General features: G+C 72.0%; 22 protein-coding genes and 1 tRNA gene. 14 read left to right on the forward strand and 9 right to left on the reverse strand.

Annotation, left to right across the window (positions count from 1 at the left end):
• The first annotated feature begins 285 nt into the window (after positions 1 to 285).
• The 6 genes from AYX06_RS07535 (at position 286) to AYX06_RS07560 (ending at position 3,267) form a co-directional block, all read left to right on the forward strand.
• A complete protein-coding gene (locus AYX06_RS07535; RefSeq protein WP_062735246.1) occupies positions 286 to 534 on the forward strand; it encodes a hypothetical protein in 249 nt (82 codons plus the stop codon).
• A complete protein-coding gene (locus AYX06_RS07540) occupies positions 531 to 920 on the forward strand; it encodes a hypothetical protein (protein WP_062735247.1) in 390 nt (129 codons plus the stop codon). Before AYX06_RS07535 ends, AYX06_RS07540 begins: the two co-directional genes overlap by 4 nt.
• On the forward strand, positions 917 to 1,114 hold the full coding sequence (locus AYX06_RS07545; RefSeq protein ID WP_062735248.1) for a hypothetical protein: 198 nt from the start codon (positions 917 to 919) through the stop codon (positions 1,112 to 1,114). Before AYX06_RS07540 ends, AYX06_RS07545 begins: the two co-directional genes overlap by 4 nt.
• The gene (locus AYX06_RS07550; RefSeq protein WP_062735249.1) at positions 1,111 to 1,740 is read left to right on the forward strand and encodes a hypothetical protein; all 630 of its coding nucleotides are present in this window, start codon (positions 1,111 to 1,113) and stop codon (positions 1,738 to 1,740) included. Before AYX06_RS07545 ends, AYX06_RS07550 begins: the two co-directional genes overlap by 4 nt.
• Before the next feature lie 145 nt (positions 1,741 to 1,885).
• Complete coding sequence (locus tag AYX06_RS07555; RefSeq protein WP_062735250.1) at positions 1,886 to 2,101, forward strand: hypothetical protein; 216 nt, start codon at positions 1,886 to 1,888, stop codon at positions 2,099 to 2,101.
• Positions 2,101 to 3,267 carry a hypothetical protein gene (locus AYX06_RS07560; RefSeq protein ID WP_062735251.1) on the forward strand — a complete coding sequence of 389 codons (1,167 nt, stop codon included), beginning with the start codon at positions 2,101 to 2,103 and terminating at the stop codon, positions 3,265 to 3,267. The genes AYX06_RS07555 and AYX06_RS07560 overlap by 1 nt, the downstream gene beginning before the upstream one ends.
• 24 nt (positions 3,268 to 3,291) lie before the next feature.
• Here AYX06_RS07560 and AYX06_RS07565 read toward each other — a convergent pair.
• Both AYX06_RS07565 and AYX06_RS19705 read right to left on the reverse strand, forming a co-directional pair.
• Positions 3,292 to 4,547, reverse strand: a protein-coding gene (locus tag AYX06_RS07565; RefSeq protein ID WP_147018050.1) for an IS3 family transposase whose coding sequence is annotated in 2 segments (ribosomal slippage) — positions 3,292 to 4,274 and positions 4,274 to 4,547 — 1,257 coding nt in all. Because the reading frame shifts where the segments join, the coding sequence is not laid out codon by codon here.
• A gap of 120 nt (positions 4,548 to 4,667) precedes the next feature.
• On the reverse strand, positions 4,668 to 5,099 hold the full coding sequence (locus tag AYX06_RS19705) for a hypothetical protein (protein ID WP_147017390.1): 432 nt from the start codon (positions 5,097 to 5,099) through the stop codon (positions 4,668 to 4,670).
• Between the two features lie 35 nt (positions 5,100 to 5,134).
• On the opposite strand from AYX06_RS19705, the gene AYX06_RS19710 reads away from it, so the two are divergent.
• Entirely contained in the window at positions 5,135 to 5,341 is a 207-nt protein-coding gene (locus AYX06_RS19710) for a hypothetical protein (RefSeq protein ID WP_147017388.1), read from the forward strand.
• Positions 5,342 to 5,613: 272 nt separating this feature from the next.
• Here the strand turns inward: AYX06_RS19710 and AYX06_RS07580 are convergent, their stop codons facing one another.
• The 7 genes from AYX06_RS07580 to upp form a co-directional block, all read right to left on the reverse strand.
• Positions 5,614 to 6,384, reverse strand: a complete 771-nt coding sequence (locus AYX06_RS07580) for a TIGR04255 family protein (protein WP_186815605.1) — start codon at positions 6,382 to 6,384, stop codon at positions 5,614 to 5,616.
• Positions 6,385 to 6,467: 83 nt separating this feature from the next.
• Positions 6,468 to 6,701: a helix-turn-helix domain-containing protein gene (locus AYX06_RS07585; protein WP_062735254.1), complete on the reverse strand. Its 234-nt coding sequence runs from the start codon at positions 6,699 to 6,701 to the stop codon at positions 6,468 to 6,470.
• A 46-nt stretch (positions 6,702 to 6,747) separates the two neighbouring features.
• Positions 6,748 to 7,122: a helix-turn-helix domain-containing protein gene (locus tag AYX06_RS20930; protein ID WP_084271504.1), complete on the reverse strand. Its 375-nt coding sequence runs from the start codon at positions 7,120 to 7,122 to the stop codon at positions 6,748 to 6,750.
• A 250-nt stretch (positions 7,123 to 7,372) separates the two neighbouring features.
• Positions 7,373 to 8,545: an FAD-dependent monooxygenase gene (locus AYX06_RS07590; RefSeq protein ID WP_062735255.1), complete on the reverse strand. Its 1,173-nt coding sequence runs from the start codon at positions 8,543 to 8,545 to the stop codon at positions 7,373 to 7,375.
• 12 nt (positions 8,546 to 8,557) lie between these two features.
• Entirely contained in the window at positions 8,558 to 9,097 is a 540-nt protein-coding gene (locus AYX06_RS07595; RefSeq protein ID WP_062735256.1) for a SixA phosphatase family protein, read from the reverse strand.
• A gap of 94 nt (positions 9,098 to 9,191) precedes the next feature.
• Positions 9,192 to 10,016: a winged helix-turn-helix domain-containing protein gene (locus AYX06_RS07600; RefSeq protein ID WP_062735257.1), complete on the reverse strand. Its 825-nt coding sequence runs from the start codon at positions 10,014 to 10,016 to the stop codon at positions 9,192 to 9,194.
• A gap of 506 nt (positions 10,017 to 10,522) precedes the next feature.
• Positions 10,523 to 11,158: a uracil phosphoribosyltransferase gene (gene upp / locus AYX06_RS07605; RefSeq protein ID WP_062735258.1), complete on the reverse strand. Its 636-nt coding sequence runs from the start codon at positions 11,156 to 11,158 to the stop codon at positions 10,523 to 10,525.
• A 103-nt stretch (positions 11,159 to 11,261) separates the two neighbouring features.
• Here upp and tadA point away from each other — a divergent pair, with 103 nt between their 5' ends.
• The 7 genes from tadA to AYX06_RS07640 all read left to right on the forward strand — a co-directional run bounded on the left by tadA (position 11,262) and on the right by AYX06_RS07640 (position 22,424).
• A complete protein-coding gene (tadA, locus tag AYX06_RS07610; protein WP_062735259.1) occupies positions 11,262 to 11,783 on the forward strand; it encodes a tRNA adenosine(34) deaminase TadA in 522 nt (173 codons plus the stop codon).
• Positions 11,784 to 11,812: 29 nt separating this feature from the next.
• Positions 11,813 to 11,902 (forward strand) — tRNA-Ser (locus AYX06_RS07615).
• A 208-nt stretch (positions 11,903 to 12,110) separates the two neighbouring features.
• A complete protein-coding gene (locus tag AYX06_RS07620; protein ID WP_062735260.1) occupies positions 12,111 to 12,944 on the forward strand; it encodes a thioesterase family protein in 834 nt (277 codons plus the stop codon).
• Positions 12,945 to 13,046: 102 nt separating this feature from the next.
• Positions 13,047 to 13,373, forward strand: a complete 327-nt coding sequence (locus AYX06_RS07625; protein WP_047803157.1) for a 2Fe-2S iron-sulfur cluster-binding protein — start codon at positions 13,047 to 13,049, stop codon at positions 13,371 to 13,373.
• Positions 13,374 to 13,458: 85 nt separating this feature from the next.
• Positions 13,459 to 16,326: an FAD-binding and (Fe-S)-binding domain-containing protein gene (locus tag AYX06_RS07630; protein WP_062735261.1), complete on the forward strand. Its 2,868-nt coding sequence runs from the start codon at positions 13,459 to 13,461 to the stop codon at positions 16,324 to 16,326.
• 145 nt (positions 16,327 to 16,471) lie between these two features.
• A complete protein-coding gene (locus AYX06_RS07635; protein WP_062735262.1) occupies positions 16,472 to 17,323 on the forward strand; it encodes a DUF4232 domain-containing protein in 852 nt (283 codons plus the stop codon).
• Positions 17,313 to 22,424: an Lhr family ATP-dependent helicase gene (locus tag AYX06_RS07640; protein WP_062735263.1), complete on the forward strand. Its 5,112-nt coding sequence runs from the start codon at positions 17,313 to 17,315 to the stop codon at positions 22,422 to 22,424. Before AYX06_RS07635 ends, AYX06_RS07640 begins: the two co-directional genes overlap by 11 nt.
• The last annotated feature ends 10 nt before the right edge of the window (positions 22,425 to 22,434 follow it).

Below are 22,434 nucleotides of genomic sequence, written 5' to 3' on the forward strand. Positions count from 1 at the left end.
CCCGCCCTCTTGCTGGCGGGGGCGTTTGCGTGTCCCGCAGTGTCTCACAACAGTCGATGTAGACAACACAAGGCCCCCGAGATGGAAATACATAGTTGCGATACACCTCCACCTGCGGCTTTGTTCCGAATCGAAGGTGTCTCTTCAGGTGTCTCTCAAGCTGAGCGTTGCGCGACAGATAAAGGTCCCTCCTGATCCCCACCCCTCGCTGTAGGTCGTGAAACAATTAGGTACTAGAGGGGTTGATCTGATATAAGCCCCGACCGACTATCAGGAGAACCCCCCATGGGAGCCAAAACCAAGCCCTTCGATTGGAGCGCGACCCCGGCATCATGGGCCGAAATCGGGCAGCGCACGCTCTTCGAGATTTACGCCCTGCTGGGCAAGAATCACGCCGGGGCCGGTGCTGCTGAGGCCACCGCCGAGGAAATCACCCACGCTGTTGACCGCGCTATCCGTTCCGTGACTCCCCTGGACACCGTGCAGGCATGGGTGGCGGACAAGGCCGCTGACATCCCGGCGGTGACCCCGTGAGCACCTTCAAGCCCCTCCCCGCCCACCAGGCGCAGGCCCTAGGTCAGCTCGTGGCCGCGACGCTCGACGGTGTTGGTGACGTCGCGCTGTCCGAGGATGCTCCAAAGCCCCCGACCTGGGCTCAGCTCGCCAACCTCCGGGACGCCGCGTGCAAGACGCCCGCCCCCGTCGTGGCACTGTCCGCGCCCTCCCAACCGGCCGCGAAGCCGCAGACGGTGAAGCTCGTCAACGGCTCGTCCGTAGCGCAGCGCCGGGCCGCGGAGATCATCGCCCACGAGAAGATCCGGGACTTCGAAGCGAAGTACGGCGTCGGCGCGACCCTCGAGGAAGCCCGGGAGCAGGACGCCGCGAACGAGTACTTGGACCGGATGGGGCTGCGACCGTGACCGCCCCTCGTGAAACGACCACCGTCGGTGTCCGGTTTCCCGCCTCGCTGCTGTCCCGGGTGGACGAGCTCGCAGCCCACGCCGGACTGACCCGCTCCGGGGCCGTACTGCTGTCCGTCTCCGCCGGAATCGACCCCGTGGCCCGAGCCGTCGACGCCCACCCCGCCAACACTCCCCAGGAGACCCACCGATGAACCTGACCACCATCTCCCCCGACGACACCCTGGCCGAGGCCCGCGAGCGCCTCACCGAAGCCACTGCTGCCCACCAGGCCGCCCGGGAAGCGTCCGACGCAGCCCGCGCCACCCTGGCCGCATTCGAGGCCGCCGCCGACCGTGGCGAGGAAGTGGACACCGCTACCTTCACCACGGCGAAGGCTGACCTGTCTCTCAAGTCCCGGCGTACCGCGGCGCTTTCCGCTCAGATTGCCGAGGCTCAGGAGGCCGTGGATCAGGCGCAGGAAGCCGTCTACGCCGCCCGCCTGACCGACATGGCCGCCACTCTTCCGTCACTGGACAAGCCCCGCCAGAAGGCCGTCAAGGCGTTCGAGGACTACCTTGCCGCTGTCCGCGCCCAGGACGACGCCGTGCGAGAGCTCTACGCCGAGGCGAAGGGTCTCCCGGACTTCCCCCACGGCAAGCCCGGCCAGGAGAAGGCGACCGGATGGCCGGCCTACGCCACCTCCTACCAGGGCCAGTGGAAGATCGAAGGCCGCCTCGGGCACGTCCTGATCGACGGCAAACCCATCAAGCGCCCCGACCTCACCCGTGAGGCTGAGCGCCTTGCAGAAGAACTGGTCCGGCAGGCCCGCACCCGCTAGACCCCACAGACTGCGCCTTCCTCCTGCTTGGTGGTAGCGGAGGGCGCCACCGCCCCGTCCGTCGCCTGGAAACCGGCGGGCGGGGCACCCATCAAAACCGCTGACGGAGGACAGGCCCGAGGCACCCACTAACCAGGAGAACCCCGTGTCTGCTTCCACAACCGCCCGCCTCGGGTACGCCGTGCTCGGCACCATGCGCCTAGGCGACGACAGCCCGCCCCGCCTCGAGGACGCCCAGGCGATGCTCCAGGAGACCACCAACGCCCTCGTCCAGGCCATCCGCACCTGCGCCGCCCTTGCCGATAAGGTCGCCAACGCTCAGGCGATGGTGGACGCTGCCAAGTCGGAAGGTGCCCTCTGATGGCGTACACGCCCCTCTACCCGGATCTGCCCCTCAAGTCGATCCTTACCCCGGACCACCTCGCCCACATCGAGAATGGCATCGTCGGGGTGTCCACCGAGGCCCGCACATACGTCGATGACGTCGCTGTGCAGATCCAGGCCGGCCAGGTCACTGACGCGGCATTCGACTCCGCCGTGGACCGTGCCGCCGCTGACGGCCGCCTCGTCGTCGAAGGCGGGGGCATCGCCCAGGACCTCACCATCACCGAAGCCCAGGAGGGCGTGTACCGGATCGCGGACGGCACGGGCGAGATTCTGGGCCTGACCGAGGGTAAGAAACTGCCCGCGGCAGCGAAGACGGACTTGGCGTCGGACCTCACGAACACCGCCACCGTGGTCGGCAAAGCCCTGTCCGATGGGTACGCCCCCGCCCTGGTGAACGGCAACGTGCCGGCGCGACGCGGCGAGTTCGCCCTGTCCCCGCTGAACTACGGGGCCGTCGGGGACGGTGTCACCAGCGACCAGGCGGCGCTGACCGCGACCCTCACGGCCGCCGCGGCCGGGGCCGTGATCGATCTCGGTGGGCGCACCTACAACGTCGGATCCGGGCTCACCATCGGGAAGAAAATCACTCTCCGCAACGGTAGCCTCACCGCAGTCGACGCACGGGTGGCTCTCCTGAATGCCGCCGGCATCCGCCTCGAAAACGTCCGAGTCTCCCGCTCCGGCACGGCGCGTTCCGGCTCATTCGATAGCGCCTTCACCGTCAACGCCGAAGAGGCACAGCTGGTGGCCGTCGTGGCCACGACTACGGTCGGGGACGCCTTGCACCTGGCGAACGGCACCTGCAACGGCACCGTCGTCGAAGGCGGCAGCTACTCAACCTCAGACCCCAACGAGGCCTACGGCATCCAGCTCCGCTCCGGCGGGACGCACAACTACGACATCCGCATCTCCCGGGCTCGCATCCGGAACACTGGATACGGCACCGGCATCGGGCTCTACAACTGCTCTCGGTGCACCGTGGAGCACTGCGATGTCCGTGGCATCCGCAGATCCCCGTGGTTCACAGTCACCGGGTGGACCCTCGTCTCTGGTACGACCTACCGGGCGCTGGACCGCACCGATACGAACTCGAACGCGGTTTACGTGAACGGCGCCGAGTATCGAAAAAACTCCGATTGAACCGTCACGGCTTCTCTGCCGTCTTTATACGGGCTGCGCCGCCGGCTGGGGCGCAGTGATCTGATCGTAGTGGGCGGCCTCGAACTCGGCAGGCGGGACGTTGCCGAGGCTGGAGTGCAGCCTGCGGGTGTTGTACCAGTCCACCCAGGCCAGCGTGGAGTACTCGACGTCGCTGACAGTTTTCAGTGGTGCCTTCACGAACGGGCCCGGGCGGATGCACTCGGTCTTGTAGAGGCCGATGATCGACTCCATGAGGCAGTTGTCGTAGGCGTCCCCGACCGAACCGATCGACGGGGCCATCCCCTCCAGGGCCAGATGCTCGGTGAAGCGCAGCGCCGTGTACTGGGACCCGGCGTCGTGGTGATGGATCAGCCCCTCCGGCAGCACCAGGCCCTGACGGGTGCGGTCCCACCGGCCCATTCGCAGGCAGGTGAGCACCAGATCCGTCGTGCGGGTGGTGGCGGCGTTCCAGGACACGATGCGCTGGGCGAAGACATCGACGATGAAGGCGACGTAGACGAATCCGGCCCAGGTGCGCACGTAGGTGAAGTCGGCGACCCACACGGTGTTCGGGGCCGCGGCGGTGAAGTTGCGGTTGAGCAGATCCGACGCCCGCGTCCCATCCTTGGCCGGGATCGTGGTGCGCACCCGCCGGCCTCGGACCACCCCGGCCAGCCCGAGGGAGCGCATCAGTCGATCCACCGTGCAGTGGGCCACCGCCAGCCCACACCGGCGCAGGTAGGCGGTCATCTTCCGCCGGCCGTAGAGGCCCTCCGGGGTGCCCACGGTGGCCAGCAGCACATCCATGACGATCGCGTCGCTGACCGTGCGCGCGGCAGGCTGCCGACCGGGTTGCTTCCAGGAGCGGTAGGTTCTCGCGGCGATCGGCACGCCCTGCTCGCGCAGGGCCGCGCAGATCGACTCGACCGCGTAGCCTTCGGACCTCATCTGGTCGATGAACCCGGCGATCAACGATTGCGGGGGTCGAGCTCCCCCGCGAAGAAAATCGAGGCCTTGCGCAGGATCTCGTTGGCCTCGCGCAACCGTTTGTTCTCGGCCTTGAGCCGCTTGATCTCTTCGGCCTCGGCCGTGGTGACTCCATCCCGGTCCCCGGAGTCGATCTCGGCCTGACGGACCCAGTTGCGCAGCGTCTCCCGCCCCAGATCCAGCTGCTGACCGATCTGCTGACAGGCCACCGTCAGCGACGGATAGTCCTGCTGGTGCTCGCGCACCATGCGCACCGCTCGGGCCTTGAACTCGGCGTCGTACTTCTTGGGCATGTCCTCATCCTTCATCGAAAGGAAGCGGCATCAAACCCGTGACGGTTCAAGGCGCTTTCCGTGCGCCTAGACCTATCTGCGTTCGTCGATCTAGGTGTTATCCCAAAACTGACCCCTGCCTCAGGCAGGATCCTGAACCCACCAGCATGCCATGGCGATTTCGTTGGCTACGGTCTTCCAATGCTTGCGGTTCTTTTCAGGTTGAGGGGGACGTACCTCAGCATGCGAGCACCGCAAATCTTCGTCCTTCTCATATGGGTCATCCGCCAGCAAGACCCCCGCGTTTGCCTGTCGTGGAGTAGCAACATGGAACCCGACAGAGCCGTACCGGTCGGGGTCATAGAGCGTGATAGGCAAACGACTTCGCCCTTGCAACACAGAGTCAAGGTGAGTAGACATACCCTCCTGCGCCTCACGGCGGAACGCTGCCGGATTAGGCGTATACCTACCGGTCAAAGGATCCCAGGTGCGAAAATCAGGTTTCTTGGGTATGCGCCGGTAGAGCGTATCTTCATCCGATACCGTGTGGTGGTTAAATTCCCACTCGGTCATGCGTGCAGGTACGCCACACGCCAGTGTGGATTCGCATGGTTCGCGACCTCAGCCATCTGCGCGAGTACCATCGCAGCCGTAATGTTGAGTTCGGCGCATGGCTCATCGATGGTTATGGCAGTGCCCCCCTGACGCTTGGCCCACAGATAAATGGGACCGGTTTCGTCGACGTCAACTTGCAACGCGAGGGCACCCGTCACCCAGTGGAGCACAGCCACTCCATCATCATCAGGGACGATTGATGGGAAGGTCGTGCGCTCGTCACACGTGTCACGCAAGAAGTCGAGAACTTGCGACTTAGTCCTCCGGCTCAAGCCAAGCGGCCCCAGAACGTCACGGCCAAGCTTTGACATCTTGTTGCGAACATCGTCAATAACCGGAAGGGGAGGCTGGACAGGCCTCCATGTGAACTCACACGGCTGCACGTGTTCAATGAACGTGTGGGGTCGTTCAACTGGTCGCGAACCAGCGCTATGCCAGCCGGCCACGGCGAACGGGGCAGAAGCTGTAAGGCTCATGACGTCTTCCCCCACTGTCGATGCATCTCTTCACTTGTGTGTATGAGGAATTGTGCCACTAGTTCCTCGTGAACTTCCTGCAAAGCGTCGAACGCGTTGCCGTGTTGCAAGTCCACGCCCCGACTCAGACGTAGGGCTAGCAGCGGGTCCCCATCCTGGTTCGAATCGACCATGACCAGTGAGCTGTATGGGCTCTCCTCGCTTGCCTCTCGTTGCAACCGCACTCCCACGTACTGCTCAGCGCGTTCCACCTCAGGTGGCGCCATATTCCAGCCGGTGAGGATTCCGACAGCTAGCTCTCCCGCAGTTACAGACGCGATCTCATTGACGTAGTAACACTCCACGGCTTGGATCTGGAGCCCGATCTGGTGCTTTGCCAGAGTGTCTGAGAAGTCACTGAACGATGTACGCATTCCTGCAAGGAGCTCTTCAAACCCGGGGTACGAAGGGTTGCCCGCGTCATGGAAGCTCCACGTGACCTCAAAACGATCGCCCTGAAAGGACAGAGCTCGGTCCGACCCTTGATAAGTGGTGTATGGCATCGGCCATGCCTCAGAGTGACTGAGGAAGGACACTGGGCCAGCATCCTCACGACCAGGTAGCGGCGGCCGCTCCGTCACCACGGGATAGTCATGCCCCCATCGCTGGCTTAATGGTGCGACAGCATGAGGCCCCACCGGCGCGTCGGACGAGAAGTGCAAGGTCAGGGTCACCTGTCGTATGGGAGGTTGCTTGAACTGGAGACCCGTCGCTGCGTCGATCGTCATAGCCTCATCGTAAGGGTTGCACGCCCCACCCCCGGGCATCCGCTCCGCCCCCATTTGTGGGAGTGGCGAGCCTGGACTTTGCGTCACCGCTTACCCCGCTTGTCGGCGCCGCCCCGCGGGTCGTAGATGTTCTGATCGGCCCACTTGTCCAACCAGTCGGAGCGGACACGCCAGTGATGGGAACGTCCTTCGCCGACCTTGATGGCCGGCAGGTCGCCTCTGGCGAGATACCGGCGGACCGTTTCCGGGTGTAGGGACAGGATCTCGGCTACCTGCTGCAACGAGTAGTACTGCCTCTGTGGGACGGGGTCGGGCACGGGTGCTTCCTCTCAAGAACCGCAACGACGAGTACGTGGACAACGGTCAGCGCCGCCTTCGGTTACTTCGCTTGTCCGCGCCGCCTCGAGGGTCGTAGAGGTTGTCTCTGGCCCACTTGTCCAACCAGTCGGAGCGGACCCGCCATTCGTGGTTCCCCGGTCCTCCAACTTTGATTGCAGGGATCTCCCCTATGGCGAAGTACCGGGCCACCGTCTTGGGGTGGAGGGATAAGAGATCCGCCACTTGTTGCAGGGTGAAGAACAGCTTGGCTGAGGCCGGCATTGGCATGGGGGCTCCTTCAGGGGCGGTCAGTGAGACTGCCTGCGGATCTGTCGCGTTGACGGCAGTCTGCAACGATCTGCCCGCTCGGTGCCACCGCACGTCTCTCGATAAGAGGTAAGGAGCGCGGCGACACCCCATATCGGGGCTCCCGTCTCCCCCACGCTTACCTCACGTTTTCGACGGCTCCCCGCGGAATCGGATGGAACGTCGAGAGCGGGCGGCCCGTGCTACTTCCGCGACATCACGCGGGACATGGCACCCGGCGACACCCGTCGGATTCCTCGACGCCAGTACAGAAGGTTGGGGGTTCGAATCCCTTCGGGCGCACCACTGACGGAGGCCTCGGACCGCACGGTCCGGGGCCTCCGTCGTGCGCTCCCGCCAGGTCTCACCCAGCGGCGAGTGCGCGCACGTCCCCGCGGGCCCGTCCCACCAGCCCCCGCGTCACCGCCCGGTCCAGACCCGGCAGGCCCGCCAGCCGCAGCATCAGCCGCCGGGCACGCACCCGGGACCGGGAGGCGGGGAGGAACCAGGCGGCACCGTCCCGGGCCGCGCGCTGCTTCTCGGCCACGACCGGCCGCCACACCCGCTCCCACCCGGCCAGCGCTTCCTCCACGGAGGCCGCGCGCGCCAGTCGCTCGGCGAGCAGCCACGCCCCGGCGACCCCGATCGAGGCGCCCTGCCCGCCGAGCAGCGACACGGCCTGCGCCGCGTCCCCGAGCAGGACCACCCTCCCCCGGCTCCAGCGCGGGACCTCCACCTGGAGCACCTCGTCGTAGTAGACGTCCTCCGGGCAGGCCTGCAGCACGCGCGGCACGAGCCAGCCGAACGAGGAGTGCGCCCGCCACAGGGCCGTGCGCGGATCGGCCGGCAGCGCGGGGTCGTCCACCCGGTGCACGGCGAAGGCCGCCACGCGCCCGTCCCGCAGCCCGTAGAGGCCCACCGTGCGATCGGTGTCGTCGGTGAGGCAGACCCGGCCGCCCACGTCCCGGCGCACCTCGGGGTCGTCGAGGAGGAACGCCGCCGTGTGGCAGCCCAGGAACCGGCGGAAGCGCTCCTCGGGGCCGAGCGCGGCCCGGCGGACGGCGGAGTGGACGCCGTCCGCGCCGACGACGAGGTCGGCGTCGAGCAGCGTCCCGTCGTCGAGCACCACGCCCGCCCCGCCGGGCCGGGCCACGACGTCCACGACGGCACGGCCGAAGCGCAGCGCCGCCACCGGGTCGGCGTGCTCGCGGAGCACGCGCTCGAGGTCGGGGCGCAGGACGCTGGTGAGCCGCCCGTCGAGGGCGTGCGCGAACCGGGCGTACGGCAGTCCTGCCCGCTCACGGCCGCGCCCGTCGACGTAGCTGAGCCGGGACACGGCGTAGCCGGCCTCCCGGATCGCCCCGAGGACGCCCATGGCCTCGGCCGCGTCCCAGCCGGGGCCGAAGAAGTCCATCATGTAGCCCTGCGCCCGGGGCCCCGGGGCCCGCTCGAGCACCTCGACGTCCCAGCCCTGCCGGCCCAGGCACCCGGCCAGGGCCAGACCCGCGATGCCGGCTCCGCAGACGACGGCGCGCACGGTGGGCCCGCCTCAGGCCCGCCCGGCGGACGGTCGCGGCACCGTGAAGTCCACGAGACGCGCGTCGGCGCCGTCCAGCTCCGCCCAGGAGCCGGGGACCTCGAGGACCGCGAGCCCGGACGTGGGGCAGCCGTCGGCGAGGGCCATCACGGCGTCGTAGTCGGAGTCCGGGGTGGCCAGACGCAGGGCGGCGTCCCGCAGGCCGGGCAGGTGGCCGATGAGCAGGAGGGACTCCACGGTGTCCGGCACGTGGTTGACGGCCGCGATGATCCGGGCGTCCGGCGCCGCGTAGAGCGACTCGTCCAGCCGGGCGGTCGGGGCGAGGTCGCCCAGGACGCTGCACACCCAGGTGCAGGTCTGCCGGGCGCGCAGCGCGCTCGAGCACAGGATCATGTCCGGGACGTGGCCCTGCGCCAGCAGCCAGCGGCCCGCCGCGGCGGCGTCCCGCGCCCCGCTCCGGTGCAGCGGGCGGTCGTGGTCGGTCACGCCCCACGGGTGCTCCGCCTCCGCGTGGCGCATGAGGACGAGCTTCTTGCGGTCGTGGCGGGTCATCGGTTCATGATGCCACGTGCCCGACCGGCGTGGGACGGCCCCGGCACTCCCGCACCGCGGGAAGGAGCCGGGGCCTGCACGGGCCGGACAGGGATCAGATGGAGTACTCGGGGGCCGCCCACACGACGACCTCGGGGTGCTCGTAGAAGCGGTAGCCCTGACCGCGGACGGTGCGCACGGTGTTGGCGAGCCGGCCGAGCTTGGAGCGCAGGCGCCGGATGTGCACGTCGATGGTGCGCTCGTTGGGCACCTCCTCCGAGTCCCGCCACAGGCTGTGCAGCAGCTCGTGGCGGCCCACGGTGCGGCTGCCGTTCTCCACGAGGTAGTTCAGCAGCTCGAACTCCTTGAAGGTGAGGTTGAGCAGTCCGCCGTCGAGGAAGACCTCGCGCCGGGAGAGGTCGATGAGCACCCCGGTGGACTGGTTGGTCTTGGTCTCGGGCGCCGGCGCCGGTGCCGCGGGAGCGGTCGGGCGCACCGCGCCCGAGGTCGGGTCGCCGAGGGCGTTGCGGACGACCTCCAGGTCGCTGCCGGTGGTGTTCGCCGGGGCCAGGGCCACGGCGGCGTAGGAGTCGGCCTCCGGGACCAGCTGCTGGGCGTAGGCCCGGATGCTCTGGACCATCTTGACCAGCGAGGTGCCGTTCGCCGCGGCGGTCTCCTCGTTGAGGCCCACGTAGATCACGAAGCCGCGGGCCTCGTTCTCCTGGACCTGCGGCCGCGGCGCCGCCTCCCGCTCCAGGCGCGTGGGCAGCGGCGGCTCTCCCGGTGCGGCCGGCATGGCCCCCAGCGTGCTGCGGAGGCTGCGGTAGTCGGCGGGAGCGCCCGGCACCCGATCGGGAGCCGTGGCCGGACGGCGGGCACCGCGGGCCTCGCTCGTGCGGGTGCGCTGAGAAATGTGCACGTATCCCGGTGTACCTGGCATCTGGTGCCCCTTGTCTCTGCGTCGTGCGATGGACGTCTCCCGCCCACCTGGGCCGCCCCGCCCCTCGGACCGACCCCACCACTCCCAGCTCCCGGATCACCGGCCTCGGACTTCTCGGGGATCGTCCCCGCGAAGCTGGCAGATCCCTGACAGTGGCGTTGATCTCATGGTCCACCAGCCCTCGGGAACTGGCAAGTAATAATCGTGACACTTTCTCACGATGTGAGACACGAACGACAGCACTCCTGGCCGCGCACCAAAATGAACCCCCTTCACCTTCCCCCCGCGCCCACTGCCGGGGGCGAAACCCCGAAAAGTCGGGTCCATCAGGGGGCGCGACCCCCCTTGGGAGCCTCAGGCACAACGTGCCGAGATTGTCAAGATACGGAATGCGCTCACCAGCCCATCTCAGCATGCGGACAGATGCGTCCGGGGACGGCAGAGGCCCGTCGACCGGGTCGACGGGCCTCCGTGGCGGCGGATCCGCGGGCTGTCAGGGGCAGGGCTCAGTCCACCACGCCGTAGAGGCGGTCACCGGCGTCACCGAGCCCCGGGACGATGTACGCATTCTCGTCGAGCCGTTCGTCCCTCGCTGCCAGGACGATGCTCACCTCCGAGTCCCCCAGCTCCTCCTCCAGGGCGGCCAGGCCCTCGGGGGCCGCGAGCAGGCAGACGCACGTGATCTGCTCGGCACCGCGGCGGTAGAGGAACTTGATCGCCTCGCGCAGCGTGCCGCCCGTGGCCAGCATCGGGTCCAGGACGAAGACCTGGCGCCCGGTGAGGTCGTCGGGCAGGCGCTCGGCGTAGGTGATGATGTCGAGGGTGTCCTCGTTGCGGGCCATCCCGAGGAAGCCCACCTCGGCCGTGGGGACCAGGCGGGTCATGCCCTCGAGCATGCCCAGGCCGGCCCGCAGGATCGGCACCACGAGCGGGCGCGGCTTGGACAGCCCGGTGCCGGTGGTCCGGGTGACCGGCGTGTCGATCTCCACCGGTTCCACGCGGACGCCCCGGGTGGCCTCGTACGCGAGCAGCGTCACGAGCTCCTCGACGAGCAGTCGGAACACCGGGGAGGTCGTGTTCTTGTCCCGGAGGACGGTCAGTTTGTGCGCCACCAGAGGGTGGTCGAGAACGGTCACTCGCATGGACCAAAATTACCATCGGGGTTCTGCGGCCCCCGCCGGGCCCCACCCCGGCCCGCCGGCCCCGCCCGGAGGACGGCCGGGCGAGAACCAGGAGAGGACCAGGATGGCACTGCCCCCGCGCACCCGGGACGAGGCCCGCGCCGAGGAGTGGATGCGGCTGGCCCTCGCGGAGGCCCGCGCCGCCCTGGAGACCCAGGACGTGCCGATCGGCGCCGTCGTCGTCGCCCCGGACGGGACGGTGCTCGGCCGCGGGCGCAACCGCCGGGAGGCCGACGGCGACCCCACCGCCCACGCGGAGGTCCTCGCCCTGCGGGAGGCGGCGCGCGCCCGGGGCACCTGGCGCCTCGACGACTGCACCCTCGTGGTGACCCTCGAGCCGTGCGCGATGTGCGCCGGGGCGGTCGTCCTGGCCCGCGTGCCCCGCGTGGTGCTGGGCGCGTGGGACGACAAGGCCGGGGCCGCGGGCTCCGTGCTCGACGTGCTGCGGGAGCGCCGGCTCAACCACTGGGTGGAGGTCACCGGGGGCGTCCTGCAGGAGGAGTGCTCGCGCCTGCTCCTCGACTTCTTCGCCGGGCACCGGCGCGGCGGGCGCGACGACGCCGGGCCGGCGGGTTTTGGCGCTTGAGCACGCCAGCCGGTACAGTACTGCGAGCTGGTGACGTGTCCGAGCGGCCGAAGGTGCATCACTCGAAATGATGTTTGGTGTAAAAGCCAACGAGGGTTCAAATCCCTCCGTCACCGCCAGTCGAGAAGGGCCCCACTCCTCCGGGAGCGGGGCCCTTTCCCGTGCCCGGCCGGACCGCGCCGGCGCAGGGTTCCCGCCGGGCCCCTCCGGCTCGCCCGCCGTCCGCCGCGGCCGGGCCGCCTCCCGCGCCACCGGCCGGCCGGCACCGGCTACCGTGGTGCCGGTCACGGCCCGCCGCCCGGCGGGCGGGAAACAGAGAGGCGCAGCATGACGACGTCGGCACAGGCAGTCGGACACCTGGGAACGGACGGGGAGGAGTACCCGGACGCCTACTTCGTGCGGCTGGACGCCACCCGCTTCCGCTCCACCCTGCACGCGCAGGGCGCCTGGAACGCGGCGGAGCAGCACATGGGCGCCGCCTCGGGGCTGCTCGCCCACGCGGTGGAGGTCAACCACCCCCGGGCGGACCTGCTGCCCTCGCGGTTCTCCTACGACATCCTCGGCTTCATCCCCGGCGGCGAGGTGGAGGTGACCACGCGCGTGGTCCGCCCCGGCCGCACGATCGAGCTGGTCGAGGCGACGATGAGCCAGGGGGGTCGCTCCTGCATCCGGCTCAGCGTGTGGCGGCTGGTCCGCGGCGGGACCGCCGCGGTCGCCGGGACGCACCGGGAGGCCCTGCCGCCCGTGGCCGGCGCCCTGCCCACGACGATGACGGGACGGTGGCCCGGCGGGTACATCGCCTCGCTGGAGGGCCGCACCGTGCGCGAGCACCGGCCCGGCCGGGCCGCCATGTGGCTGCGCGCGCCGCACGCCGTCGTCGCCGGGGAGGAGGCCTCCGCCACGGCGCAGTTCCTCGCGGCGGTGGACGCCGCCAACGGCATCGCCGTGCGGGTCGGCCCGGACGAGCTGGCCTTCCCCAACGTGGACCTCGGCGTGCACCTGGTGCGGGAGCCCGTCTCGGCCTGGGTGGGGCTGGACACGCACGTCACCTTCGGTGCGACCGGGGTGGGCCTCACCGAGTCCGCGCTGCACGACGAGGCCGGCTACCTCGGCCAGGTGGCGCAGTCCCTGACCGTGCGGCCGCTGCCGATCACCGGCTGAGGCCCGCTCCCGTCCGGGACGCCCACCGCGCGACCGTACAATGGGCGGCGGGATTTCCGACGTCGAGACCAGGGGCCACCGCGCCCCGAGGAGGCCATCGAAGTGAGCAGCATCAACATCACCGTGATCGACCGCGAGGGCAACCGCACCGAGGGCGTCGAGTGGAAGGACTTCGAGAGCCTCATGGAGGCCCTCACCCGCCACAAGTACCCGATCCTCGCCACCTGCGGCGGCAACGCGTCCTGCTCCACCTGCCACTCCTACCTGGACCAGGGCTCCTTCGCCAAGGCCAACGAGATCAACGACGAGGAGGAGGACCTCCTCGACATGCTCGACGACACCCGGCACGACACCTCCCGGCTCAGCTGCCAGGTCGAGTGGTCCGAGGACCTCGACGGCGCCGAGGTCACCATCGCCCCCGAGTGGTGACCCGCTCGTCCCCGCGGGGACGGCACCCCCGACTCTGACCAGCCCCCGGACGGACCGGCGTCGCCGGCGCGCAGGAAGTGGACCCATGACCGAGATCCGTGACGACCTCACGACGCGTGCCGCCTACGTCTCCGACGCGTCGATCTACCGGCGGGTGCCGGCGGCGGTGGCCGAGCCGCGCAGCGTCGAGGAGGTCCGCGAGCTGCTGGCGCTCGCGCACGAGCGCGGCTGGCCGGTGGTCTCCCGCGGGGGCGGGACGTCGGTGGCGGGCAACGCGATCGGCGAGGGCCTGGTCATCGACACCTCCCGGCACTTCAACCGGATCCTGTCGATCGACTCCGAGGCGATGACCGCCACGATCCAGCCGGGGGTGATCTGCGACCAGCTGCGCGCGGCGGCCTCCGAGTTCGGCCTCACCTACGGGCCGGACCCCTCGACGCACTCGCGGGCCACGGTCGGCGGGATGGTCGCCAACAACGCCTGCGGCTCCCACTCCGTGGCCTGGGGCACGTCCGCGGACAACCTGGTGTCCCTGACGGTCATGCTCGCCGACGGCCGGGAGGTCCGGCTGCGCGCGGGCGGGACCTCCGAGCCGGGGATCGACCGGGCGCTGACCGCGATCCGGGACCGGCACCTGGCGATGCTGCGCACCGAGCTGGGCCAGTTCCCCCGCCAGGTCTCCGGGTACGGGCTGCACTACCTGCTCGGGGAGAAGGGCTTCGACACCGCCAAGGCCTTCGCCGGGACGGAGGGCACCTGCGGGATCATCACCGAGCTCACCGTCCGGCTGGTGGCCAAGCCGGCCCACACCGCGCTGGCCGTGCTCGGCTTCGAGGACGCCTTCGAGGCGGCGACGGCGGCCCCGAAGCTGCGGGTGCCCGGGGTGTACACGATCGAGGGCATGGGCTCGGACCTGCTCGACGCCCTGCGCACCCGCCCCGGGCAGGAGCACGCCGGCGGGGAGCTGCCCCGCGGCGGCGGCTGGCTCTACTGCGAGGTGGGCGCCGACACCCTGGAGGAGGCCGAGGCCCGGGCGCGGGAGCTGCCGGGACTGGTGCCCGAGAACGTCGTGGACTCCGTGATCGTCCCCGGCGCGGCGCAGGCCAAGGCCCTGTGGCGGATCCGCGAGGCCGGGGCGGGCATCGTGACCCGTCTGCCCGAGGGCGGGGAGGCCTGGCCGGGCTGGGAGGACTCCGCGGTTCCCCCGGCGCGGCTGGGCGAGTACCTGCGGGACCTCTACGACCTGCTGCACGAGCTCGGCCTCACCGGCATCCCCTTCGGGCACTTCGGGGAGGGCTGCGTGCACATCCGCATCTCCTTCGACTTCAGCACCGAGGCCGGGATGGCGACCTACCGCACGTTCATCGAGCGCGCCGCGGCGCTGGTCCACCGCTACGGCGGCTCGGTCTCCGGGGAGCACGGCGACGGCCGCGCCCGCTCCGAGCTGCTCTCGACCATCTACTCCCCCGAGGCCCTGGCCGCCTTCGCGGAGTTCAAGCGCGTCTTCGACCCGGACGGGTTCTTCAACCCCGGCGTGCTGGTGGACCCGGAGCCCATCGACCAGGGCATCCGCCCCGGCCCCGGCGCCCGGACGTTCGCGCTCACGCCCGTGCACGCGTTCTCCCGGGACGGCGGGTCGTTCTCCAGCGCCGTGAACCGCTGCGTGGGCGTGGGGTCCTGCCGCTCCGACGTGGGCGCCATGTGCCCGTCCTTCCAGGCCACCCACGACGAGGTGCACTCGACCCGGGGCCGCGCCCGGTCCCTGGCAGAGATGCTGCGCGGGGAGTCCATCACGGACGGCTGGAAGTCCAAGGAGACCCTCGAGGCCCTGGACCTGTGCCTGTCCTGCAAGGCGTGTGCCACCGAGTGCCCGGTCAACGTGGACATGGCCACGTACAAGGCCGAGTTCCTGCACCACCACTACCGGCACGGCCTGCTCTCCTTCCTGGGCCGGAACCGGCGGCCCATGGCCCAGTTCACGATGGGCTGGATGCCGCTGCTGATGCGGATCGTGGAGAAGGTGCCCTTCTCCTTCCGGCTGATCAACCTGCTGGAGTCCAACCGGGCGGTCGAGGAGCTGACCAAGCGGCTGGGCGGGATCGAGCCGAAGCGGCGGATGATCTCCTTCGCCGACCAGCCCCTCACCCGCTGGTTCCGCGGCCGCCCCGCCCGGCGCCCCGGCGACGACGTCGACGGCCGGCCCACCGTGGTGCTGTGGCCGGACACGTTCACGAACTTCGCCGCCGACGCCCCCGGCAAGGCCGCCGTGGAGGTGCTCGAGGCCATGGGCTACCGGGTGCTGCTGCCCATGGACAACGTCTGCTGCGGGCTCACCTGGCACTCCACCGGGCAGCTGGACATGACGCAGAAGGTGCTGCGCCAGACCCTCGACGTGATGGAGCCGCTGCTGGAGGCCGGGTACCCGATCATCGGCCTGGAGCCCTCCTGCACGGTCATGCTCCAGGACGAGATCACGGAGCTGCTCCCCGGCGACCCCCGGGCCCGGCGCGTCTCGGAGCTGACGACGACGATCGGCGCGTTCGCGGCCCTGCACCTGGCCGAGGGCGGCCCCTGGCCCTTCCGGGAGCTGGCCACCGAGGCGGGTCCGGCCGAGGCCGTGTGCCAGGTGCACTGCCACCAGAAGTCCATGCTCGGCTACGGCCCCGAGCTGGAGGTGCTGGCGAAGCTGGGCGTGGACACCGCCGTGGTCGGCGGCGGCTGCTGCGGGCTGGCGGGCAACTGGGGCTTCGAGCCCGGCCACTACGAGGTCTCGCAGACCCTCGGCGAGCGGGAGCTGTTCCCCGCGATCCGTGCCGCGGCCGACGGGACGATCGTGCTCGCCGACGGCTTCTCCTGCCGCACCCAGATCGCCCAGGGCACCGGCGCCGACGGCGTCCACCTGGCCGAGGTGATGCGCGCCGCGCTGCCCCCGGCTGAGGCCGGCGAGCGGTAGCGCCCGCCCCGGACGCGGCCCCGGCCCCGGCGGCGGACGCGTCCGGCCGGGGTGTCGGTGGCCCTGCCTAGAATGAAGGCCCTGGGAGGGCCCCCTCCTCAAGGCGTGGTCCGCCACGACGTCCGCACGAGGAGGATATCCCCCCATGTCTTCGCTCTCCCCCGTTGCCCGTCCGGTTCTGGGCGCTCTCGCCCTCGCCTCGGTCCTGGCGCTGACCGCCTGCGGCGGCGAGCAGCCGGAGCAGGCCGGCACCGCCGCCGTCCCGGGCACGGTCGGGAGCGCCTCCACGGCCCCGGCCGCGTCCGGCAGCGCACCCGCGGACGGCGCCGACGCGGCCCCGGCCGACGAGCCGACCGGCGAGCGGACCACCGCGGCGCCCGCCGCCCCGGAGGGCGGCCCCGCGGAGCCCGCCACCGAGCCCACCGGCGCGGCGGGGCCCGCCGGGGAGCCCGCGGGCGAGACCACCGAGGAGCCCACCGAGGAGATCCCTGAGGAGACCGCCGAGGAGACCGCCGGGGACGCGGGCGGGACCGCGGGCGGCGCCGCCGGCGAGCCCGCCCGGGGCGGTGCCGCCGCCGGTGCCCGCGCGGACTGGTGCGCGACCTCCGCGCTGGAGGTCTCCGCCGCACCGGCCGGGGGCGCCGCGGGGTCGGTCTGGGTGGACGTCACCGTGACCAACGCGGCCGCGGAGCCCTGCGTGCTCGCGGGCTACCCGGGGGTGTCCTTCGTGGACGCCGGCGGCACGGCACTCGGCGCCCCGGCGGTGCGGGACGCCGGTGTCCCCGGGACCGGCAGGGAGCTGGCGCCGGGCGAGTCCGCCACCGCCGCGCTGCGCATCAGCCAGGCCGCCGTCCACCCCGGGTGCGAGGCCCGGGAGGCCGCGGGGCTGCGCGTCTACCCGCCCGAGAACACCCGGTCCGTGGTGGTGCCCTTCCCCGCCGAGGCCTGCACCGGTCCCGGCATCCAGCAGCTCGAGATCCAGGGCTTTGGCACCTGATCCGGCCCTGAGCCTGTTCACCGAGCACACCCGGGTCTGGTTCTCGGGTGCGTTCGCCGCGCCCACGGCCGCCCAGGAGGGCGCCTGGCGGGCCATCGCCGCGGGACGCCACGCGCTGATCGTGGCGCCCACCGGCTCCGGCAAGACCCTGGCCGCGTTCCTGTGGGCCCTGGACCGGTTCGTGGCCGAGGCCGCGGCGGGACGGGCCGCGGCGCCCGGTCAGCCGGGGACCGGGCAGCCGGGGGCCGGGCAGCCGGGGGCCGCGCAACCGGGGACCGGGGACACCCTGTCCGCGCCCGGACCCGGCGCCGCCGCCTCCGCGGCAGCGGCCGGGTCCGCCGGGAGCCTGCGCACCAAGGCCCGCTCCGCGAGCGCCCGCGGTGCGCGGCGCGGCACCCGGGTGCTCTACATCTCCCCGCTCAAGGCGCTGGGCGTGGACGTGGAGCGCAATCTGCGGGCCCCGCTGATCGGGATCTCCCAGACCGCCCGGCACGCCGGCGTCGAGCCGCCGGAGGTCAGCGTGGGGGTCCGCTCCGGGGACACGCCGCAGGCCGTGCGCCGGGCCCTGCTGTCCAGCCCGCCGGACATCCTCATCACCACGCCCGAGTCGCTCTACCTGATGCTCACGTCCAAGGCGCGGGAGACCCTCACGGACGTGCACACCGTGATCGTGGACGAGGTGCACGCCGTGGCCGGCACCAAGCGCGGGGCGCACCTGGCGCTCACCCTGGAGCGGCTGGACGCCCTGCTGGAGAAGCCGGTGCAGCGCATCGGGCTGTCGGCCACGGTCGAGCCGGTCGAGACGGTCGCCCGGTTCCTGGGCGGGCGGGAGCCGGTCTCCGTCGTCGCGCCGCGGGCGGAGAAGCGGTGGGACCTGACGGTCTCGGTGCCGATCCCGGACATGACCGTGCTGGGCGGGCCCGCCGCCTCCCCGTCCCTGGCCGGGTCCGGCTTCGGCGACGACGACCTGGACGCCCTCGCCCCCACGGCCACCGCGTCGATCTGGCCGCACGTCGAGGAGCGGGTCGTGGACCTGGTGCTGGAGAACCGCTCGACCATCGTGTTCGCCAACTCCCGCGGCCTGGCCGAGAAGCTCACGGCACGGCTCAACGAGATCTACGCCTTCCGCCTCGAGCACACGGCCCCGGACGGCGGCGCGCCGCAGGCCGCTCCCGGGCACGGCGGGGACCCGCACGACGCCGCCGTCCCCGGGGTCCCGGCGGGCTCCGCGCCGCAGCAGCTCGGGGACGTGCTGCGCTCCGCCCTGGCCGGGCAGGACCCGGCCGCGCCCGGCGGGACCGCCGAGCCCGGCCGGACCGCCGAGCACGCGGATCTGCGCCGGCAGACCGGCCGCTACGAGGGCGCGGCCCCGGTGCTGGCCCGCGCCCACCACGGGTCGGTCTCCAAGGATCAGCGGGCGGTCATCGAGGACGACCTCAAGACCGGGCGGCTGCGCTGCGTGGTGGCCACGTCCTCCCTCGAGCTGGGCATCGACATGGGCGCGGTGGACCTGGTGGTCCAGATCGAGGCCCCGCCCTCGGCCGCCTCGGGGTTGCAGCGCGTGGGCCGGGCCGGCCACCAGGTCGGAGAGGTCTCCCGCGGCCGGTTCTACCCCAAGCACCGCGGGGACCTGCTCGACGCCGCGGTGACGGTCGAGCGGATGCTGCAGGGCCGGATCGAGCCGCTGGCGGTCCCGCTGAACCCGCTGGACGTGCTGGCCCAGCAGACCGTGGCCGCGACCGCCCTGGGAGCGGTCGAGGTGGAGGAGTGGTTCGACACCGTCCGCCGGTCCTCCCCGTTCCTGACCCTGCCCCGCTCCGCCTTCGACGCCACCCTGGACCTGCTCTCGGGCCGCTACCCCTCCGACGAGTTCGCCGAGCTGCGCCCGCGCATCGTCTGGGACCGGGAGACCGGCACGATCGAGGGCCGGCCCGGGGCGCAGCGACTGGCGGTGACCTCGGGCGGGACCATCCCGGACCGCGGCCTGTTCGCCGTGTACCTGGTCGGCGAGCAGGACGGGAAGAACTCGAAGCGGGTGGGCGAGCTCGACGAGGAGATGGTCTACGAGTCCCGCGTGGGCGACGTCATCGCCCTGGGCGCCTCCAGCTGGCGGGTGGAGGAGATCACCCACGACCGGGTGATCGTCTCCCCCGCCCCGGGGGTCCCCGGCAAGCTCCCGTTCTGGCACGGCGACGGCCCCGGCCGGCCCGTGGAGCTGGGCCGCGCGGTGGGCCGGTTCAACCGGGAGATCGCCGGGGCCGCCGAGGACGAGGCCCGCGCCCGGCTGCGCGCGGCCGGGCTCGACGAGTGGGCCGCCGACAACCTGCTGGCCTACGTGGGCGAGCAGAAGGAGGCCGTGGGGCAGGTGCCCTCGGACCGGCTGTTCGTCGTCGAGCGCTTCCACGACGAGCTCGGGGACTGGCGGGTGGTGCTGCACTCCCCGTTCGGCATGCCCGTGCACGCCCCCTGGGCGCTGGCCGTGGGGGCCCGGCTGCACGAGCGCTACGGCCTGGACGGCTCCGCGCAGGCCGCCGACGACGGCATCGTGCTGCGCGTGCCGGCCATGGAGGACGAGCCCCCGGGGGCGGAGCTGTTCCTGTTCGACCCCGACGAGCTGGACCGGATCGTGACCGAAGAGGTGGGCGGCTCGGCGCTGTTCGCCTCCCGCTTCCGGGAGTGCGCCGCCCGGGCCCTGCTGCTGCCCCGGCGGGACCCCGGCCGGCGCACGCCGCTGTGGCAGCAGCGCCAGCGCTCCGCGCAGCTGCTGGACGTCGCCCGGAAGTACCCGCAGTTCCCGATCATCCTGGAGACGGTGCGCGAGTGCCTGCAGGACGTCTACGACCTGCCCGCCCTCAAGGAGCTGCACCGGGCCGTGGAGCGCCGGGCGATCCGGGTGGTGGAGACCACCACCGACCAGCCCTCCCCGTTCGCCCGGACCCTGCTCTTCGGCTACGTCGCCCAGTTCCTCTACGAGGGGGACTCCCCGCTGGCCGAGCGCAAGGCGGCGGTCCTGTCCCTCGACGCCGCCCTGCTCAACGAGCTCCTGGGCCGCGCCGAGCTGCGGGAGCTGTTGGACCCGGAGGTCCTCGAGCGCACGGAGGCGGAGCTGCAGCGTCTCGCCGCCGACCGCCGGCTGCGCGGGCTCGAGGGCGCCGCGGACCTGCTGCGCCTGCTCGGCCCGCTCACCACCGCGGAGGCCGCCCGCCGGCTCCAGGACCCGGACGATCCGGAGGCCGCCTGCCCCGAGGACACCGCCGCCGGCTGGCTGGAGCGGCTCGTGGCCGCCAACCGCGCCCTGCGGGTGCACCTGCGCGGCGTGGAGCACTGGGCGGCGATCGAGGACGCCTCCCGGCTGCGCGACGCCCTGGGCGTGCCCCTGCCCATGGGGGTGCCGCTCGCGTTCGTCGAGCCCGTCGAGGACCCGCTGGCCGACCTCGTCTCCCGCTACGCCCGCACGCACGGGCCCTTCACCGTGGACGAGGCCGCGGCCCGGCTCGGACTGGGCACCGCCGTGGTGCGGACCACGCTGGAGCGGCTCGCCGCGGACCGGCGGGTCGTCGAGGGCGAGTTCCGGCCGGCGCGCACGGACGCCGGCGCGCCCGGGCCGGCCGCCTCCGAGTGGTGCGAGGCGGAGGTGCTGCGCCGGATCCGGCGCCGCTCGCTGGCCGCGCTGCGCCGCGACGTGGAGCCGGTCCCGGGGCAGGTCTACGCCCGGTTCCTGCCCGCCTGGCAGCACGTGGGCCGGGGCCACCAGCTGCGCGGCGAGGACGGCGTGCTCACGGTGGTGGACCAGCTCGCCGGCGTCGCCGTCCCGGCCTCGGCCTGGGAGCCTCTCGTGCTGGCGGCCCGGGTGGCGGACTACCGGCCCGAGCTGCTGGACGAGCTCACCGCGTCCGGGGAGGTCCTGTGGTCCGGGGCCGGTTCCCTGGCGGGCGACGACGGGTGGGTGTCGCTGCACCTGAGCGAGGCCGCCCAGCTGACCCTGCCGCCCGCCGAGACCCTCGCCGTGGCGGCCGCCGCCCTGGACTCCACCCTCGAGCGCCGGGTGCTCGACGTCCTCGCCCCCGGCGGCGCCTGGTTCTTCCCGCAGCTGCTGGGGCTGCTCGAGGCCGGCGGGGACCCGGTGCCCGCCGGGGAGCTGACCACCGCGCTGTGGAACCTCGTCTGGGCGGGCCTGATCACCAACGACACCTTCCTCCCGGTGCGCTCGCTGCTCTCCGGCGGGCAGGCCGCCCACCGGCACCGGGCCAAGCCCCCGCGGGGCCGCTCCACGGTCCGCCGGGGTGCCGCCCGGCTGCGCCCCGGCGGCGCCGCGTCCCGGCCGGGGATCGGCGGGGCGCTGCGGGCCACGAGCGGTGCGGCCACCCTGGAGCGCCACGACTCCCCGCTCGTGGCCGGGCGCTGGTCGATGCTGCGCCCGGAGCCGCTCGAGCCCACGCTGCGGGCCTCGGCCACCGCCGAGCTGCTCATGGACCGCTACGGGGTGGTCACCAAGGGGCCCGTGGCCGTCGAGGAGATCCCCGGCGGCTTCGCCACGGTCTACAAGGTGCTCTCCACCCTGGAGGACACGGGCCGCGCCCGCCGGGGCTACTTCATCGAGGGCCTGGGCGCCGCCCAGTTCGCCCAGCCGGCCACCGTGGACCACCTGCGCACGTTCAGCACCGACGACCAGGTGCGCGCCGAGGAGCCCGTGGCGCTGGCCCTGGCGGCGACCGACCCCGCCAACCCCTACGGGGCCGCCCTCGAGTGGCCGGACCCGGTCGCGGCGAACGCCCCCGACGGTGCGGACGCGCCGGCCGGACGGCACCGGCCCGGGCGCAAGGCGGGCGCCGTCGTCGTGCTCGTGGACGGCGCCCTGGCCCTGTACGTGGAGCGCGGCGGGCGGACCGTCCTCGCGTTCACCGAGGACGCGGACGCCCTGGCCGCCGCCGGCCCGGCCGTGGCCGACACCGTGCGGCGGGGCGCGGTGGACAAGCTCACGGTCGAGAAGGTCAACGGGGCCCCGGTGCTCGGCTCCGGCCCCCTCGAGACCGCCGTCCGGGAGTCCCTGCTGGCCGGCGGCTTCTACTCGACGCCGCGCGGGCTGAGGATGCGCCGGTGACCGCGGCGCC

This window comes from Kocuria turfanensis, assembly GCF_001580365.1.
Taxonomy (GTDB): domain Bacteria; phylum Actinomycetota; class Actinomycetes; order Actinomycetales; family Micrococcaceae; genus Kocuria; species Kocuria turfanensis.

What these genes read in the sequence shown, in the direction of transcription:
- AYX06_RS07600 (WP_062735257.1), bottom strand. Translation starts at nt 10,016, where the DNA reads ATGCCAGGTACACCGGGATACGTGCACATTTCTCAGCGCACCCGCACG.
- AYX06_RS07620 (WP_062735260.1), top strand. Translation starts at nt 12,111, where the DNA reads ATGACGACGTCGGCACAGGCAGTCGGACACCTGGGAACGGACGGGGAG.
- AYX06_RS07580 (WP_186815605.1), bottom strand. Translation starts at nt 6,384, where the DNA reads ATGACGATCGACGCAGCGACGGGTCTCCAGTTCAAGCAACCTCCCATA.
- AYX06_RS07535 (WP_062735246.1), top strand. Translation starts at nt 286, where the DNA reads ATGGGAGCCAAAACCAAGCCCTTCGATTGGAGCGCGACCCCGGCATCA.
- AYX06_RS19705 (WP_147017390.1), bottom strand. Translation starts at nt 5,099, where the DNA reads ATGACCGAGTGGGAATTTAACCACCACACGGTATCGGATGAAGATACG.
- AYX06_RS19710 (WP_147017388.1), top strand. Translation starts at nt 5,135, where the DNA reads ATGGTTCGCGACCTCAGCCATCTGCGCGAGTACCATCGCAGCCGTAAT.
- AYX06_RS07635 (WP_062735262.1), top strand. Translation starts at nt 16,472, where the DNA reads ATGTCTTCGCTCTCCCCCGTTGCCCGTCCGGTTCTGGGCGCTCTCGCC.
- AYX06_RS20930 (WP_084271504.1), bottom strand. Translation starts at nt 7,122, where the DNA reads ATGGGGTGTCGCCGCGCTCCTTACCTCTTATCGAGAGACGTGCGGTGG.
- AYX06_RS07595 (WP_062735256.1), bottom strand. Translation starts at nt 9,097, where the DNA reads ATGACCCGCCACGACCGCAAGAAGCTCGTCCTCATGCGCCACGCGGAG.
- upp (WP_062735258.1), bottom strand. Translation starts at nt 11,158, where the DNA reads ATGCGAGTGACCGTTCTCGACCACCCTCTGGTGGCGCACAAACTGACC.
- AYX06_RS07550 (WP_062735249.1), top strand. Translation starts at nt 1,111, where the DNA reads ATGAACCTGACCACCATCTCCCCCGACGACACCCTGGCCGAGGCCCGC.
- AYX06_RS07560 (WP_062735251.1), top strand. Translation starts at nt 2,101, where the DNA reads ATGGCGTACACGCCCCTCTACCCGGATCTGCCCCTCAAGTCGATCCTT.
- tadA (WP_062735259.1), top strand. Translation starts at nt 11,262, where the DNA reads ATGGCACTGCCCCCGCGCACCCGGGACGAGGCCCGCGCCGAGGAGTGG.
- AYX06_RS07630 (WP_062735261.1), top strand. Translation starts at nt 13,459, where the DNA reads ATGACCGAGATCCGTGACGACCTCACGACGCGTGCCGCCTACGTCTCC.